We start from the raw sequence: 16,943 nt of genomic DNA on the forward strand, positions 1-16,943 counted from the left end.
GCATTGATTATACAGCAGTCGTGTTTGTACTTTGAAATGTCTATTCCAACAAAGTACGTGGACATAATGGTACCTCCTTAGATATAAGATTTGGCGCTGTTGTCTTCCACAGAGAATCCGGCTGTGTAATCACGTAAATAGAAACGTCAGAGCGTTAACAAACTGATTAACAGTAATAGACGAAAAGCTGTGGTCTGAGTCACCTCGTACCAGTCAGAGCTGTAATAAAATAGACACAGATCCACAGCGCCTTAATAAATATATCAGATAGAGATTAGATTACCCAGTAGAACCTGGGAGAAAGGAAAAAATCCAATCATCAAAACTGATAATTGGATTATACGTGACAAAATTATGAATAAGAAAGTGATTTTTATGGATGTTGATGGAACTTTGGTAAATTATGAAACTGTACTGCCGGAGTCTGCTGTAGTGGCAGTTAGAAAGGCCAGAGAAAATGGACACAAGGTGTATATTTGTACGGGACGCTCTGAGTCAGAAGTTTATGATGACGTTCGAAGTATTGGTTTTGACGGTATGATAGGTGGAAATGGTACATATGTAAAAGACAATGATGAAGTGATATTTCATAAAGTGCTTTCAAAAGAGGATACAAGGCATATTGTTGACTGGCTTGGTGAGAGAAAACTTGAGTTTTATCTGGAATGCAATTCAGGTCTTTTTGCATCTGAAAAATTTGAAGATGCAGGTACTAAAGCTATTAAAGAATATTCAAAAATACTGGGACAAGATTCAGATAAAACAACCATTAGAAGTGTTTTTCCTAATATGGTTTTTGGTGGGAATCTCTATAGAGATGATGTAAACAAGATTTCGTTTGTTCTAAACTCTTATCAGGACTATCTTGACTCAGTAAAAGAATTTCCAAATCTAAATCCCGGAACCTGGGGTGGTGAAGGAGACAAAGCCCTTTTTGGAGACATTGGGGTAAATGATATAGATAAAGGAAAGTCAGTAGAACTTCTTTTAAATCACATCGGGGCAGATATTGCGGATACTTTCGCTTTTGGTGATGCAAAGGTAGATATACCAATGCTAAAAAAATGTGCTGTAGGCGTGGCAGTTGCTAGCGGATGCGATGAAATCAAAGCTGTAGCAGACTATGTCACAGATGCAGTTGACGAGGATGGCATTTATAATGCTTTTAAACATTTTGGGTTAATATGATAGCTTAGTAGGGCATCATTAGAAAAAGCAAATTCAGAGAAAATAAAAAAAGATAGAGATTGTGTCCCTTAAATTGTGCAGCTATGCTATAATTAAAATATGTATTTTGGAAAGTAAAATAGGATATAAGAGTGTCCATTTTACAAAAAACATGAAAAATTAACAATTTAGGAGGAGTAGAATGTCTAGGGGAAAAAATCAAAAATTTAAACTTGTTTATCTGATGGAGCTTATGAAAGAAAATACAGATGATGAACATGGACTTACAATGCCTGAGATAGTGGAGAAACTTGAAAGAGATTATGATGTCACAGCAGAAAGAAAAAGTATTTATGCAGACTTTACCGATATGACTGATAAGCTTGATATTGAAATTATCAAGGAACAAGAAGGCCGTAAGACTAAGTATCATGTTGGAAGCAGAGAGTTTGAACTGGCTGAGGTAAAGCTTTTGGTTGATGCAATCCAATCTTCAAAATTTATTACAAAAAATAAGTCAACTGAGCTGATTAATAAATTAAAAAAATTTGTAAGTAAGTATCAGGCAAGTGCTTTACAAAGTCAGGCATTTATAAATGTTCCTGTAAAATCCATGAATAAAAGCGTTCTTTTCAATGTGGATGAAATCTACACCGCAATAAAAGAAAATAAGCAAATTATGTTTAAGTATTACAAGTGGGATATTAATAAAAAACTCATTCCCCGCAGGGACGGAAAATGGTTTGAAGTTAGTCCATGGGGACTTACCTGGATGGATGAAAACTACTACATGATAGCTTTTGATGCCTGGGATTGCAAAGTAAAAAGCTATCGTGTCGATAAAATTAAAGATATTTCCCTCAAAGATGAAAAACGCATTGGAGAAAAAGAGTTTAAAAAATATGATATGTCTAATCTTTCAAAATCCACATTCGCAATGTATGGTGGCACCAAGACACGAGTGAGAATTCAGTTTGAAAACAGTATGTGCGGCGTTTTTTTGGATCGTTTTGGAGAAAAAGATATAAATTTCTTACCAATAGGTGATAATTGGAGTGAATTTAGTGTTGAAGTAAATGTCAGCCAGCACTTTTATGGATGGCTTTTTGGATTAGGCACTAAGGTAAGACTTGTAAGCCCGAATTCTGTGGTAGAGGAATTGAAAGAGTACGGAAAAGCTTTTATGGAGAATATAGGTGCAGTGTAATCAAGCTCAAACTTAAAGGCTTATTCTTCAGATTATTAACAGGGAGGAAGAAAGAAGAAAACCCCCACTTTCAAAACTTTAAAAAAATTGTAGTTTTGAAAGTGGGGCTTCTTAATGAATATTTTTATCTTATTTTTTCTTTTTTACTTCACCTTTACCTTAATTACAAAGGCTACCCCGTTTACCTTTATGGTGACATTAGAAGTTCCGACTTTTAAGCCTTTGATTTTAACAGTTGTTTGATTGCGAGCTGAGGTCACCTTGGCAATTGATTTTTTGCTGCTGGCATAGGTATTATTTACCCCTTTGGCCTTTCCACTTACTTTTACGGTGAGGTATTTACCCTTCTTTATGGTATAGGTGGTCTTTTTGTTAAAAGTTTTTCCGTTTATCTTAATTGAAGGATTATTTTTAACGGTAACCTTGCAGGTAAGCTTAGTGCCATGAGCAAGGGTTACAGTGATAGTTGTTGTTCCTTTTTTAAGAGCAGTGATACAACCGTTTTTTACTGTAGCAACTGCCTTGTTGGAAGAAGTCCAGTTTTTAACACTGCCTCTTGTTACCTTTAATGTTTTAGCGCTACCGGCAGTTAAGGAAACACTGGTGGAGGACAGAGACGGAGCAGAAAAATGTATTTTTATAAAATGGTTATGCTCGTCAAGGCTTTGAAGGACTTCTGGAAGTTTTGCCTTGTTTGTTATAATTGAAACCTGATATTGGTCAGTTTGTTTTGCCTCAATTTTTTTATAAGTGTCTAAGAAATACCTATAATTTTGAGGTTTTAGTTTTTTGACAGCTTCAAGAATTGACTTATAGGCAAGATCTGTTAATCCCCCATGTTCTGCGATATAAATATCAGATGAATATATATCTCCACTATAGTAAAGGGAAATCTTTCCTATGCGGGCTGTTCCGGAATTATTACTTTTAGTGAATTTAGTAACAATACTCAGGGCATTTGAATCAAGATAGAAAGTATCAAGCTCTTTCATTTCATAGGTAGAACCAAGATATAGTTTTAATGTTTTAGCATCAGTATTCTCATCTGTTTCAACCATGAAGTATTCATTATTAATATCATTTTCAATAAGACCGTTGATATAGCCATTTACAAGCTCACTATCCATGCCAAGATAATCAGAAACGGCACTTTCTAAATAATAAAAGAAAACGGCTCCCGTGATATCATTAGAATCTTTTATGGTGGCTTTAAGGTAATTACCATCTAAGGTGAAATCCCAACTTCCGCTAAATTCTTCATAGTCTCCTTTGGCAACTGTGGTAATGGTAATAGTATTATCCTTTAATTCTTCACTAAGTACAAACTGACTTTGTGAAGCTTCGGCTATCTGGGCTTTGTATTGGCTGTAATCAGAATCTTCTCTGGTAAGAAAAGCAAAGATTTGTTCCATACAATCAGCAGGAAGACTTTCCTGGGCATTTCCCTTCATTGCCGGGAATAATGTGAATATTAAAGCTAATATCCATAGAAGTGATAAAAATTTTTTGGAATAGTTTTTCATAATCTGCTTTCTCCTTTCAAAGTTGTAATATTATTATTCTAAAAAGAAAATATGAGAAAACTAAAAGATATTACATGAAAAAAATATAAAAATAAAAGTGAATAACTCGATAAAATAATTAGAAAATTATAATTAATATTAAATGATTACGGAATTTATTATACCGACGAGGATAATAAAGGAGCTTATCTTTCAAACCTTGATGACAAGGCCTATGTTCTTATAATCACAAATAATCCGGAGGATATAGAAGATATAGTTTCTCGATTTGATATGGCTTTGGAATAAATAAAGAAGGAAAAGAAAGATAAAAAAGAAAGTAAATATAATTAATAAAAAATGTACGTCCATGTGATAAATGTCACATAAAAGATTAACGCTATGAGTTACTGTATATGTAGACACAGCGTTTTATTATAGTTAATTGTTTTAAAATTCACAAACACAGGCGAAAGGAGATTAGTATGGGTTACAGGTTTTCAAAAGAAAAAATGGATGAGATTTTTTCAAAACTGTCTGAAGATTTCGATGTATTCGCACCGGTTGTAAAAAAAGGAGACGGAACATTTTCCGATGAAGATGTTGTGCGATATGACAAGGTTCATTCATTAGATGAGATTGAATTTGAAAAGAAATCTGATTATTCGTTTAAAGAAATTTTATTACCGATAAACGAAACTGTTTTTTATTTTACGGAGGATGAAACCATTGTTCCAAAAAAACCGGAAAAGGAAAGGCTTGTATTTTTACGCTCATGTGATATTCATGCAGTAAAACGCCTTGATGAAATTTATTTAAAAAATGGTTTTGAGGACTTTTATTATGACAGAATCCGAAAAATGACAAAATTTGTTCTTATGGGATGCAGTAATTCCTGCGAAACAGGCTTTTGCGCAAGTCTTGGAACAAATAAATGCGATAATTATGATTTATACCTAAAGTGTACTGAAGGCGAAGTATTTGTTGATGTTAAAGATGAAGAGTTAAAAAAAGCCTTTGAAAGTGGAGAAAAAAAGGATGTAAATCCGGATTTTGTTTCAGAAAATCCTACAAAAGTTACCCTTCCAAAGAATATCACAAAAGATACAATGCAGTCAGGACTTTTTAAAGAATATGGCAGCAGGTGTATCAAATGTGGTCGTTGTAATTTTGTCTGTCCTACCTGTACCTGTTTTTCAATGCAGGACATTTTTTACAAGGACAATGAAAAAAATGGTGAAAGAAGAAGAGTATGGGCAAGCTGCCAGGTAGACGGATATTCTCAGATTGCCGGAGGCCATGAGTTTAGACAGGATAATTCTGACAGGATGCGCTTTAAGGTAATGCATAAAATCTATGACTTTGAAAAGCGTTTTGGCTACACCATGTGTGTAGGCTGCGGACGCTGTGATGATGTCTGTCCGGAATATATTTCATATTCTACACTTATTAATAAATTGTCAAAGGAGGGTGAGTAACATGAAAAACGAATACATTCCTCAGCTTTCTGAGATTAAAGAAGTAATTAAACATACAGAACTTGAATATACTTTTAGAATGGTTTATGAAGGCCCTGTTAAACCGGGGCAGTTTTTTGAAATATCTATTCCAAAATTTGGTGAAGCTCCTATATCTGTCAGCGGAATTGGAGACGGACTTATTGACTTTACAATTCGTCGTGTGGGAAAGGTTACAGATGAAGTTTTTGAAAATTATGTAGGAGACAGCCTTTTCATTAGAGGACCTTACGGAAACGGCTTTGAAATTGATAATTTTAAAGGGAAAGAACTGGTTATAATAGGCGGTGGTACCGGTGTATCACCAATGAGAGGTGTAATTGAGCACTTTGCAAAAAATCCTTCTGATGCGGTAAGCACCACCCTTATTGCCGGGTTTAAATCTCCACAGGATGTTCTTTTTAAAGATGATTTTAAAGAGTGGGAGAAAACCATTAATGTTATAAAAACCGTTGACAATGCACCGGATGGATATGAAGGGCATACGGGAATGGTTACAAAATATATTCCTGATTTAAAATTTAAGGATATTAAAAATGCAGTATTTATCTGCGTTGGACCTCCGGTAATGATTAAATTTTCAATTATGGAAATTGAAAAACTTGGGGTTTTAGATGAGCAAATCTGGACAAGTTATGAGCGTAAAATGTGCTGTGGACTTGGAAAATGTGGTCATTGTAAGATGGATGATAAATATGTCTGCCTTGATGGACCGGTGTTTAATTATACAGATGCCAAAGAACTTTTTGATTAACGGTAAGGAGGTAAACTATGGGACTGGATATTAATACAAAAAAAGCAAAGAAAAATGCCTGGAGAATATCTAAAAAAAGAGGCTTTGGTGCTTCAAGAGTTCGTGTTCCGGGAGGATACTGTGATGCTAAAGTACTTGGCATGGTTCAGGAAATATCTCAAAAATATGGCAACGGATATGTTCATTTAACAACAAGACAGGGATTTGAGATTGAGGGAATACACCTTGAGGATATGGAAGAGGTTAATAAGCTTCTTCAACCGGTTATTGAAAAGGTAGGAATTAATCAGAATGCTGAGGATAAGGATAAGGGATACAGTGCTTCAGGTACCAGAAATATAAGTGCCTGCATAGGAAATAATGTCTGTCCTTTTGCCAATTATGACACTGCAACACTGGCAAGACGCATTGATAAAGAAATATTTCCAAATGATTTACATTTCAAGGTGGCATGTACCGGATGCTCTAACGATTGCGCAAAGGCAAGAATGCATGATTTTGGAATTATAGGTATGACTATGCCACAATACGACCCAAATCGTTGTGTAAGCTGTAATGCCTGTGTTAAGGGATGCCAGTCTCTTTCTGTGGGAGCACTTCGCATGGATAATTATAAAATAGTAAGAGATGAGGAAAAATGTATCGGCTGCGGAGTCTGCATTACCAAATGTCCTACAAGAGCCTGGACCCGTTCCCAAAAGAAATACTATAAGCTTACCATTATGGGGCGTACAGGAAAGAAAAATCCTCGTCTTGGCAAAGATTTCCTGATTTGGGCTGATGAAGAAAATATTGTTAAAATTATAAAAAATACCTACAATTTTGTAGAAGATAATATTTCACCAAATGCACCTGCAAGAAAAGAGCATATTGGATATATCATTGACAGAGTCGGTTTTGAAAAATTTAAGGAGTATGCTCTTAAAGATGTAGAGCTTTTGCCGGAAACCATTATGAATAAGACTGTTTATTGGGATGGTATCCACTTCGATAATCAGCATTAATATTAGAAAAATAGAATATCAGGTAGATATATAGTTCATTTCGCAAGTTTTTAAATTGTTTAAAATTGCGAAATGGACTATAATTTTTTTGGCGATTAATTAGTATGAAAACAATATAAGATAAAATTCTTGCATTTCACCTTTTATATTTTGCTACTTGCCTTAAATTTTAAGACAGGCTTTTTTATTTATTGTATCATTGCATCATCAAAGAGAAAGGAGGCCAGAAAGTGAAGGTAAGCGTTGACATTTCGGCTGAATTCAAAGAACCCTACGCGGTAATACATACCGATAAAATCACAGAGGAAATACAGAAAATGTTAGACATATTCAGCACGAATGAAAGTCCATTAACTGCATTTAAAAATGAAGAAGACCTTGTGGTTTTAAAGGCTAATGAAATATACATGGTCAGAGTCGAAAACGGGGAAACGATAATTTACGGAGAAAAACAAAGATACCGTTCCAAAAAAAGACTTTATGAATTGGGAATGCAGTTAGGAAAACAGTTTATGCAGATATCAAAATCCACATTAATCAACTTATCATATATGGACAGTATTGAACCTGGTTTTTCAGGAACATTATTATTAAAATTAAAAAACGGGTGCAAGGATTATGTGTCAAGAACATATCTGCCGGAATTTAAAAAATATCTTGGATTATAGGAGGAGAAAGCAATGAGAGATTTATTAAAAAGTTCAATAATGGGAATAGGAATGGCAATGGCAATATTTTGCATAGTGGGAATAGGCTTTGATATTGGTTTTAAAGGAAATTTTACCTTGGAAAACTACCGCTTTACAAAAATGATTTTAGGATGTGTATTAATCGGACTGGGATTTGGAGTTCCAACCATGGTTTATAAAAAAGATAATCTTCCAATGCCAATAAGAATTCTTATTCACATGGGCACAGGATGTATTGTTTACACAATAGTAGCTTTTTTTGTGGGCTGGCTTGGAAATAAAACAACAATTACTCAGGGAATAATAATTGCATTAATTCAGCTGGGAGTGGCATTTATTATCTGGTTTATCTTTATGATGCATTATCGTGCCGAGGCAAAAAAGATAAATGAAAAAATACAGAATATGAAGTAGTTATGAATGAAAGGTAATTGAACAAAAATCTTAAGGTCGAAGGCTTACTTCGGCCTTTATTGTTTAAATTTTAGTTCTTGCTTAAAAAAGCTAAGATACAAATGAAAATTATTAACAAACTCTACTTTGCAATCACAAAGCATTTTAATAAAAAAACATAAATTTGGAGAAAAATTTATAAAACTGACTCTTCTTTTTATGGGAAAATGTGTCGATGGCAATAGTGATGAAGTTTTTATTGTAAGAATTGTTTTTAGTAATGCAGAATAATATAAACAATCTAGTGGGGGTGTAAAAAATGTCAAATACTAAAAAAAATTCATCCAAACAAATAAAAGTTAAAAAGAGTATCAGTAAGACACTTCTTTTGTTACTACTTCCAATAATTATAATTGGTGTAGTTTCAATTATTGCTTTTTTAACACTCAATGCTCGTTCAACTATTGAAGAAACATCGCTTATGGATCTTAAGGCAGAAACATCTTCCAATGCCTACCAGTTAGGTACAGGATTTAGAATGATGACTGCAAAATTTGGCGAATATTGTGACACCATGGAACAGGTTTATTTTAAGGATCATGAGGCACTTCAAAAATATATAGAACCATCTGCCAAATACGATGCTGTGGAAAACACCGGTATTTATATTGGTTTTTCAGATGATACCTGTATTTTTGCAGACGGTACTACGGTAGATTCTTCCTTTAAACCTACCGAAAGAGAATGGTACAAAGCAGCAAAGGGTCATGAAACCTTCGTAGAAACTGACCCTTATACGGATACCACCACAGGAGAACTTTGTGTTACTTTTGTAAGGGAAAATGATTTTTATAATGGTGAAAAAGGAGTATGTGGAGTGGATGTATATCTTACAGACCTTCAAGAGGAGGTAAGCCAGCTTACGCCAATGAAAACAGGTGGTTCAATGGTTCTTGCAGGAGATTATATTCTTTCATATTTTGATAGTGAATTAAACGGAAAAACAGTTTCAGAGGCTGGAAGTGATTATGTAACAGAAGTAAAATCATTTGTAGAAAGTGCAACTGAGGGAGATGTTAAGGTAATTCATCAGCCATCAAATGGTCTTGATTATTATGTTACATTTTATCCTATTCAGGGTACCTCTTGGACATTAGTATCTTCTGTTGCAGTTAATGATGTAATGGCATCCTCAAATAAGTTTATGATATTTGCAGCGATAGCAATGTCTGTTTTGATTGTATTAATAGTTCTTGTAATAGTAATTACAATCAATCGTGTAATTACAAAACCGGTTAATGGTCTTTCAAACAGTATTCTTAAAATATCTGAAGGAGATTTTACAACATCTATGCCTAGGGACAAAGGGGATGAAATCGGTCTTATCAGTAAGGAAATGGAAAACTATGTTCATACCATGAATCAGACCATTAATGTTATCCAAAGCAAGGCAGAGCAGCTAAAGGTGGATTCCTCCACTTCTAAAGATGCTTCCGCCAAGATGACAGATGGAGCTAATGAGCAATCTACTTCCATGAGACAGATTCAAACCACAATGGATAATATCGCTGATGCAGTAAGTGAGCTTGCAAATAACGCAACACAGCTTGCCGGGGCAGTGGCAGATCTTACTGATAATGGTAACAGAACCAATCAGACAATGATAGAATTACTTGAGCAGGCCAACATAGGCCAAAAGGATATGACAACTGTTGAAAGCAATATGGAGGCAATTACCTTATCCATGAATGAGATGAATGATGTAGTTTCCAATGTTGGTGAATCAGCAGACAAGATTACTGAAATTGTTGAAATGATTGATTCAATTTCCCAGCAGACAAACCTTCTTTCACTTAATGCCAGTATAGAGGCGGCAAGAGCAGGTGAAGCCGGAAAAGGTTTCGCAGTTGTAGCTGATGAAATTGGAAAACTTGCTCAAAACAGCCAGGATGCTGCCAAGGAAATCAGTACTATTATTTCTGAAATAACTGAACTTATAAGAAACCTTGCCGAAAAATCCCAGTCAAATATGGATTCAATAAATGAAAACAGCCAAGCCGTTGTAAAGGCAGGGGAAAGCTTTAATAAGATATATATGGATCTTAACAATACAGCCCAGATAATGAAGGAAATGATTGATATGATGGGTGATGTAAATGATATTGCCACCAGCGTTGCTGCAATATCCGAGGAGCAGTCAGCTAGTTCACAGGAGGTTACCTCTACTGTTGCAAACCTTACTCAGATGTCCGCTGACATTGCAAGTGAGTCCAAAGGGGTTGAGGAAGCTGCTAATTCGGTTTCAGATTCAGCATACTCCATTAATGATGAACTTAGCAAATTTATAATTCAATAATGCATTACCATATACTATATAGGCTTGTAGCTAAAAAAAGTGCAGCTGATTCGGACTTGATTCCGGGTTAGCTGCATTTTTGGTTAGTTTAATGAAAAAATATGCATTATGAAAACGAAGTATAGCTAAATGATTGTTAATAGCAGACAAAGTCCGTAAAGTAATGGTTGATGAATCATATAGATAATAAGGGAATTTTTCCCAAGTATGCTAAACAGGGGAATTTCTTTTTTTAGTAATGAAAATTTTTTTCCATTACCCATTTCTTTTTTTATTTGGATTGATACAAAAAATCCAAGTAAAAATATAAAAATCCAGGGTATGATTGGAAAATAATCTCTGGAGAAAAAATCTGAATGAGGAAAGCCTAAATATGAGCTAAAATAGTTTTGGTACAAAAATCCGGGAAGATTTATTAACTTTCTTCCCAAAAAGACAATTGATTTTTGTTCTACATTTACGGTTAATAAAAACAATAAAAGAAAACTGACAATTCCCACTATTGGTGGGATTTTCATCAGCCATTTTTTACATAATCCCACAAAGATAAGACAGCTTCCAATGAGTGTTAATATCCCGAAAACAATTAAATTTTTGGGCATTACAAGATAGGTTATTGTTGTTATTAATCCCCCTAATAAAAAAAGCAAAACCCCTCGTTTTATGGGATTTTTTGAATAAACCAGACAAAAACCGGAGATAAAAATAAAGCTTATGCATATTAAACGCTCCCAAATCAGGGCTTCCATGCCATGAAACCATTTCCATTTCATATCAAAGATAAATACCATATCCCAACAAAAATGGTATATTATCATACTTACAATTGTTATTCCCCGAAGGGTATCAATAGCCCCCAGGCGTTTATCTTTCGTTTTTTCCATCTTCTTTTTACCTGATAATAAAAGTATCCTTATCAAAATCAATAATTCCTTCATCCCGCATCTTTGAAAGCTCACGGCTCATGGCACTTCGATTAACATTAAGGTAGTCTGCCAGAGAAAGACGGGAGAGAGGGGAGTGAACATATCTGGAATTTTGTTCCTGGGAAAGCTGGGAAATGTAAGCCAAAAGCTTTTCTCTAATGCTTGCCTTGGAGAGAATTTCTATTTTATCTAAAAACTTCTGGTTTTTAATTCCCAATAAATTAAAAAGATTTGTTGAAATCTGGGCATGGAAAGCACAGGCATTTGGACAGGTATGGATTATGTTGGTGGCTGCAAGAAAGAGAACTTTAGTATCCTGGGAAGCTTTAAAAATAACAGAAGAGGAAATATTTTTTTGTACTGCAAAGCTTTCCCCGAATAATTCACCCGGTCCGAAAAAGGTAAACAACGAACTGTTTCCCCATATATCACTTTTAAGCATATGTACACTTCCGGATATAATAATTCCCAAATAATAAATTTTATCCTCTTCTAAGTAGATAGTTTCCCCTTTTTTGTATTCCTTTTTAAAGGATTTAATACAGCCAAGAAGGGTGTCAACATCATTATTTTTTATATTTTCAAATAATTCATTCTTATAAAACTGGATTTCGTTTTTCATAAGTTTACCTGCCTTTTTGGTTTTGATTCTTTATGTTTGGAATTTTTATTAGCTTATGCCGCTTTTAAAAAATGTTTAAAAGTGTCATTAGCTACTGAGAAAGAAGTAATATTTACTCTTAAAATGTAATCATAATTATAAGATAAAAAAGTTGCATTTGCAACCTGCTGTTTTGTTTCTATGGATTATAGTAATTACATCAAGCAAATAGTTAAAAAGCAATTTAAAGGAGTCAAAAGCCATGGAAAATAAAATGTTTTGTTATCAATGTCAGGAAACAGCTGGATGCAGTGGATGCACAAAATCTGGTGTATGTGGAAAAACACCTCAGCTTGCAAATTTACAGGATTTACTTGTTTATGTTACAAAAGGCCTTTGTGGAGTAACCACAGCCCTTAGAAAAGAAGGAAAAACAGTTTCAAAAAATGTAAATCATTTAATTTCCACAAATTTATTTTCAACCATTACAAATGTAAACTTTGACAAAGAATCCATTAAGGACAGAATCAAAGATACTCTTTTAATTAAATCAAAATTACTAGAAGAAGTTTCAGAAACAGACAAACTTCCAAAAGCTTCTCTTTGGAATGGAAAAGAGGAAGAATTTGAAGAAAAAGGAAAGACAGTAGGAGTTCTTTCAACAAAAGATGAAGATATACGATCTCTTCGTGAGCTTATTACCTACGGCTTAAAGGGTCTTGCAGCCTATTCAAAACATGCAAACGCTCTTCTTAAAGATGATGAAAAAGTGGATGCATTTTTACAGGAAGCCCTTGCTAAAACTTTAGATGACAGTTTATCAGTAAATGACCTTGTAAGCCTTACATTAGAATGTGGTAAGTATGGTGTTGAGGAAATGGCGATTTTAGATGAAGCAAACACCTCTATGTATGGAAATCCAGAGATAACCTCAGTAAATATTGGTGTTAGAAACAATCCGGCTATTCTTATTTCAGGTCATGATTTAAAGGATCTTGAAATGCTTTTGGAGCAGACAAAAAATACCGGAGTGGATGTTTATACTCATTCTGAAATGCTTCCGGCTCATTATTATCCATTCTTTAAAAAGTATGATAATTTTGTGGGAAATTATGGAAATGCCTGGTGGAAACAAAAGGAAGAATTTGAAAAATTTAATGGTCCAATTCTTATGACAACAAACTGTATCGTGCCACCATCAGATTCTTATAAAGACAGATTATTTACCACAGGAGAAGCAGGATATCCGGGATGTAGGCACATTGATGCCCCTTACGGACAAAAGAAGGACTTTGCACAAATAATTGAACTGGCAAAAAAATGCCAGGCTCCAACACAGCTTGAATCCGGTACAATCACAGGTGGATTTGCCCATGAGCAGGTATTTGCTCTGGCAGATAAAGTAGTAGATGCAGTTAAGTCCGGTGCCATAAAAAAATTCGTTGTAATGGCAGGTTGCGATGGAAGAGCAAAAAGCAGAAATTATTATAGTGATTTTGCAAAGGCACTTCCAAAAGATACAGTTATCCTTACCGCAGGTTGTGCAAAATATAAATACAACAAGCTGGATTTAGGAGATATCGGAGGAATTCCAAGACTTCTTGACGCAGGACAGTGCAATGATTCCTATTCACTTGCCCTTATTGCATTAAGACTTAAAGAAATATTCGGACTTGAGGATGTAAACGAACTTCCAATAGTATACAATATCTCCTGGTACGAGCAAAAAGCAGTAATTGTATTACTTGCCCTTCTTTACCTGGGGGTTAAAAATATTCACCTTGGTCCAACTCTTCCGGCATTTATTTCAGAAAATGTATTAAAAGTGCTGGTGGAAAATTTTGGAATTTCAGGTATTTCAAATGTAGAAGATGATATAAAGAAAATGATTGGATAAAAGTTTGTAGGTTTCCTTTTTTCCTCCTTGTGATTTAATGGGAAAAATCATATAATAAATCTGGATATATAAAAACTATCATAATGAACTGTTTTTATATTCCAGATTAGGAGGGGAAAAATGATAACCTACAATTTTGATGATGCAAAAGAACCTTTATATGTTTTTCTATATAAATCAATTAAAAAAGACATTTTATCAGGAAAATTAAAGCCTGGAGAGAAACTTCCATCAAAAAGAACCTTTGCAAGAAACAATGGAATTAGCACCATTACCATACAAAATGCTTATGATCAGTTAATAAGTGAAGGATATGTTTATACCTTGCAAAAAAAAGGCTATTATGTGGCTAAAATTGAAAAAATGATAAATGTCACAATGGATTCTAAAGTTAATTATGATATAAAAATTCCCAATCAAAGAGATTATAAATATGATTTTTCCAGTAATAGCATTAATCCTGACAATTTTCCTTTCTCTATTTGGAACAGAATCTCCCGTGAGGTAATGAGTAATAAAAAAGAGGAATTAATGGAGATTTCTCCTACAGCCGGAATATTGGAATTAAGGGAGGCCATAGCCTTACATATGAAATCTTTTAGAGGTATGTTAGTAGATCCAAACCAGATTATTATTGGCTCTGGAACGGAATATTTTTATGGTCTTATTGTTCAGCTTTTAGGAAGGGATAAAATTTATGTTATAGAAAATCCGGGCTATAAAAAGCTTGAAAAAGTCTACGAAAAGCAGGATATAGTTTGTAAATATGCATCTATGGATGATAAAGGGGTAACAGCTTTAGAACTTGAAAAAAGTGAAGCTTCAATAGCACATATTTGCCCTAATCATCATTATCCCACAGGAATTTCCATGCCTGCAAGCCGCAGATATGAAGTACTTTCCTGGGTCAATGCAAAAGAGGGCAGATATATAATTGAAGATGATTATGATAGTGAGTTTAGGGTTTCAGGAAAACCTATTCCACCGCTTTTTTCTATAGATGGTTGTGAGAAAGTAATATATATGAATACTTTTTCAAAATCACTGGCGCCTACTATTCGAATCAGCTATATGATTTTACCGGTGCATTTAGCCAATTTGTTTTATAAAAATATGTCTTTTTATTCATGTACAGTTTCAAATTTTGAGCAATATACTCTGGCTAAGTTTATTTCTGAAGGGTATCTTGAAAAGCACATTAACAGAATGAGATTGTATTATACAAAACAAAGAAAAAAATTTATGGATATCATTAATGAAAGTGAAGTAGGGGAAAAATGTAAGATTTTGGAAAATGATTCAGGACTTCATTTTGTTGTAAATGTTGATACAGATAAATCAGATAAATTCATAGAAAAAAAGTTAAGGGATATAGGAATAAAAGTGAAAGCCTTATCTGACTATTATTTTACAAATACGCCAAAACAGCATTGTTTTATTATTAATTATTCTAACCTTGATGAAAATAATTTTAGGTCGGCCTTTAAAGAAATTGAAAAAATAAATTGGAAATGATTGTAAATAAAATTGCCCAAACCGGCATAAAATAAGGAAAAATCATTGTTATAAATAAAAGTGATAATTAGTTATCATTAATAGCATTAACCGGGTTTATTGACCCGGTTTTAATGTTCTGTTATTATCCTACCTAACCGATGGGGAAAGTTAAAAAAGACAAAAGAGGTGATACAGGTGGGATTTAATACAGACCTTTTACATATAGGAGTGTCTGAAAAAAAACAGGGAGCTACATTGCCGCCTATATATCAAAACAGTGCATTTTTTCAGGAGGTTGCTGAGGATTTGGAAGGAATCTTTGCTGGAAAAAAGATGGGATATTGCTATAGCAGAGTAGCAAATCCTACAGTGACTTTTTTTGAAGAAAGAATTGCAAAATTAGAAGGAGGAATAGGGGCAGTTGCCTGTGCTTCCGGTATGGCTGCACTTTCAATGGCTCTTTTAAATATTCTTGAGGCAGGTGATGAAATTATTTCAAGTGCCAGTATTTACGGCGGAACAATTGATTTATTCAGAGATTTAGAAGCTTTTGGGATAAAGACAAAATATGTTAAAAACAACGATTGGGATGAGATAGAAAATGCATTTACAGATAAAACAAAGCTGGTTTTTGCTGAGACTATTGGAAATCCCTGTTTAGATGTAACAGACATTAAAAAACTTTCTGAAATTGCTCATTCTCACGGAGTTGTTCTTATAATTGACAATACTACGGCGACTCCATATTTAATAAAGGCAATTAAACACGGTGCAGATGTGGTAATTAATTCTTCATCAAAATATATAAATGGAAGCAGTAATTCTATTAGCGGAATACTGGTGGATGGAGGACATTTTAAATGGACAAAAGAAAAATATTCAGTTTTGGGTCAGCATTTAAAATTTGGACCTTTTGCCTATATCAGTAAATTGAGGGCAGGTTTATATAGGAATATTGGAGTCTGCCTTTCTCCACTTAATGCATATTTAAACATTATTGGATTAGAGACTTTGGGACTTAGAATGAAAAAGCAATGTGAAAATGCCTCTATTTTAGCCAACTGGCTTGAAGGTAATTATCCTGATATAAAGGTAAATTATCCGGGGCTTAAATCAAGTTTCTGGCATGAAATAGCAAAAAGCCAGTTAGAGGGCGGATATGGCGGAATTATTACCATTCGGGTAGGGTCTAAAGAGAAAGCTTTTTCGGTTATTAACAATTTGAAAATTCCTTATATAGTTTCAAATATAGGTGATACAAAGACTTTAGTGGTACATCCGGCTTCTACGATTTCTCTTCATTCCAGCCCAAAAGAGCTTGAAGATGCAGGAGTATATGATGATTTAATCCGTATTTCTGTGGGGATAGAAGATGTGGAGGATATAATTGAAGATTTTAAGCAGGCAATAGAAAATAGTAATAAATAAAAGGA

14 protein-coding genes are annotated in these 16,943 nt (G+C 34.1%); 11 read left to right on the forward strand and 3 right to left on the reverse strand.

Translation table 11 applies throughout. The features are described 5' to 3' along the window. Nucleotides 1-354 precede the first annotated feature (354 nt). Together BM153_RS12125 and BM153_RS12130 are read left to right on the forward strand one after the other, a co-directional pair. Nucleotides 355-1,188, forward strand: coding sequence for a Cof-type HAD-IIB family hydrolase (locus BM153_RS12125; protein WP_177205685.1), 834 nt, complete (start codon nt 355-357; stop codon nt 1,186-1,188). Between the two features lie 181 nt (nt 1,189-1,369). Next, nucleotides 1,370-2,374: a helix-turn-helix transcriptional regulator gene (locus tag BM153_RS12130; protein ID WP_092874400.1), complete on the forward strand. Its 1,005-nt coding sequence runs from the start codon at nt 1,370-1,372 to the stop codon at nt 2,372-2,374. 143 nt (nt 2,375-2,517) lie between these two features. Here BM153_RS12130 and BM153_RS12135 read toward each other — a convergent pair whose 3' ends face one another. Continuing rightward, the gene (locus tag BM153_RS12135) at nt 2,518-3,897 is read right to left on the reverse strand and encodes an Ig-like domain-containing protein (protein WP_092874403.1); all 1,380 of its coding nucleotides are present in this window, start codon (nt 3,895-3,897) and stop codon (nt 2,518-2,520) included. Between the two features lie 464 nt (nt 3,898-4,361). On the opposite strand from BM153_RS12135, the gene asrA reads away from it, so the two are divergent. The 6 genes from asrA to BM153_RS12165 all read left to right on the forward strand — a co-directional run bounded on the left by asrA (nt 4,362) and on the right by BM153_RS12165 (nt 10,589). Continuing rightward, the gene (gene asrA, locus BM153_RS12140; RefSeq protein WP_092874406.1) at nt 4,362-5,354 is read left to right on the forward strand and encodes an anaerobic sulfite reductase subunit AsrA; all 993 of its coding nucleotides are present in this window, start codon (nt 4,362-4,364) and stop codon (nt 5,352-5,354) included. Nucleotide 5,355: 1 nt separating this feature from the next. Continuing rightward, nucleotides 5,356-6,147, forward strand: coding sequence for an anaerobic sulfite reductase subunit AsrB (asrB, locus tag BM153_RS12145; RefSeq protein WP_092874409.1), 792 nt, complete (start codon nt 5,356-5,358; stop codon nt 6,145-6,147). A gap of 23 nt (nt 6,148-6,170) precedes the next feature. Further along, nucleotides 6,171-7,151 carry a sulfite reductase subunit C gene (gene asrC, locus BM153_RS12150; RefSeq protein WP_092874493.1) on the forward strand — a complete coding sequence of 327 codons (981 nt, stop codon included), beginning with the start codon at nt 6,171-6,173 and terminating at the stop codon, nt 7,149-7,151. 230 nt (nt 7,152-7,381) lie between these two features. Then, entirely contained in the window at nt 7,382-7,819 is a 438-nt protein-coding gene (locus tag BM153_RS12155) for a LytTR family DNA-binding domain-containing protein (protein ID WP_092874412.1), read from the forward strand. A 12-nt stretch (nt 7,820-7,831) separates the two neighbouring features. Beyond that, complete coding sequence (locus BM153_RS12160) at nt 7,832-8,254, forward strand: DUF3021 domain-containing protein (RefSeq protein WP_092874415.1); 423 nt, start codon at nt 7,832-7,834, stop codon at nt 8,252-8,254. Between the two features lie 298 nt (nt 8,255-8,552). Then, nucleotides 8,553-10,589 carry a methyl-accepting chemotaxis protein gene (locus BM153_RS12165; RefSeq protein ID WP_092874417.1) on the forward strand — a complete coding sequence of 679 codons (2,037 nt, stop codon included), beginning with the start codon at nt 8,553-8,555 and terminating at the stop codon, nt 10,587-10,589. Between the two features lie 125 nt (nt 10,590-10,714). Here BM153_RS12165 and BM153_RS12170 read toward each other — a convergent pair whose 3' ends face one another. Both BM153_RS12170 and BM153_RS12175 read right to left on the reverse strand, forming a co-directional pair. After that, nucleotides 10,715-11,473 (reverse strand): heparan-alpha-glucosaminide N-acetyltransferase domain-containing protein, encoded by a 759-nt coding sequence (locus BM153_RS12170; RefSeq protein WP_177205687.1) that lies wholly within the window; start codon nt 11,471-11,473, stop codon nt 10,715-10,717. Nucleotides 11,474-11,480: 7 nt separating this feature from the next. Beyond that, entirely contained in the window at nt 11,481-12,137 is a 657-nt protein-coding gene (locus BM153_RS12175) for a Crp/Fnr family transcriptional regulator (RefSeq protein ID WP_092874423.1), read from the reverse strand. A 241-nt stretch (nt 12,138-12,378) separates the two neighbouring features. Here BM153_RS12175 and hcp point away from each other — a divergent pair, with 241 nt between their 5' ends. From hcp to BM153_RS12190, 3 genes are all read left to right on the forward strand, one after another. Then, nucleotides 12,379-14,013 carry a hydroxylamine reductase gene (gene hcp / locus BM153_RS12180; protein ID WP_092874426.1) on the forward strand — a complete coding sequence of 545 codons (1,635 nt, stop codon included), beginning with the start codon at nt 12,379-12,381 and terminating at the stop codon, nt 14,011-14,013. Nucleotides 14,014-14,133: 120 nt separating this feature from the next. Beyond that, a complete protein-coding gene (gene pdxR / locus BM153_RS12185; protein WP_092874429.1) occupies nt 14,134-15,528 on the forward strand; it encodes a MocR-like pyridoxine biosynthesis transcription factor PdxR in 1,395 nt (464 codons plus the stop codon). A gap of 177 nt (nt 15,529-15,705) precedes the next feature. Continuing rightward, nucleotides 15,706-16,938: an O-acetylhomoserine aminocarboxypropyltransferase/cysteine synthase family protein gene (locus tag BM153_RS12190; RefSeq protein WP_092874435.1), complete on the forward strand. Its 1,233-nt coding sequence runs from the start codon at nt 15,706-15,708 to the stop codon at nt 16,936-16,938. Nucleotides 16,939-16,943: the final 5 nt, after the last annotated feature.

Origin of the sequence: Acetitomaculum ruminis DSM 5522, assembly GCF_900112085.1 — a bacterium.
Taxonomy (GTDB): Bacteria; Bacillota; Clostridia; order Lachnospirales; family Lachnospiraceae; genus Acetitomaculum; species Acetitomaculum ruminis.

Coding starts and splice junctions, on each gene's coding strand:
- BM153_RS12125 (WP_177205685.1), top strand. CDS start 355: ATGAATAAGAAAGTGATTTTTATGGATGTTGATGGAACTTTGGTAAAT.
- BM153_RS12130 (WP_092874400.1), top strand. CDS start 1,370: ATGTCTAGGGGAAAAAATCAAAAATTTAAACTTGTTTATCTGATGGAG.
- BM153_RS12135 (WP_092874403.1), bottom strand. CDS start 3,897: ATGAAAAACTATTCCAAAAAATTTTTATCACTTCTATGGATATTAGCT.
- asrA (WP_092874406.1), top strand. CDS start 4,362: ATGGGTTACAGGTTTTCAAAAGAAAAAATGGATGAGATTTTTTCAAAA.
- asrB (WP_092874409.1), top strand. CDS start 5,356: ATGAAAAACGAATACATTCCTCAGCTTTCTGAGATTAAAGAAGTAATT.
- BM153_RS12160 (WP_092874415.1), top strand. CDS start 7,832: ATGAGAGATTTATTAAAAAGTTCAATAATGGGAATAGGAATGGCAATG.
- BM153_RS12165 (WP_092874417.1), top strand. CDS start 8,553: ATGTCAAATACTAAAAAAAATTCATCCAAACAAATAAAAGTTAAAAAG.
- BM153_RS12170 (WP_177205687.1), bottom strand. CDS start 11,473: ATGGAAAAAACGAAAGATAAACGCCTGGGGGCTATTGATACCCTTCGG.
- BM153_RS12175 (WP_092874423.1), bottom strand. CDS start 12,137: ATGAAAAACGAAATCCAGTTTTATAAGAATGAATTATTTGAAAATATA.
- hcp (WP_092874426.1), top strand. CDS start 12,379: ATGGAAAATAAAATGTTTTGTTATCAATGTCAGGAAACAGCTGGATGC.
- pdxR (WP_092874429.1), top strand. CDS start 14,134: ATGATAACCTACAATTTTGATGATGCAAAAGAACCTTTATATGTTTTT.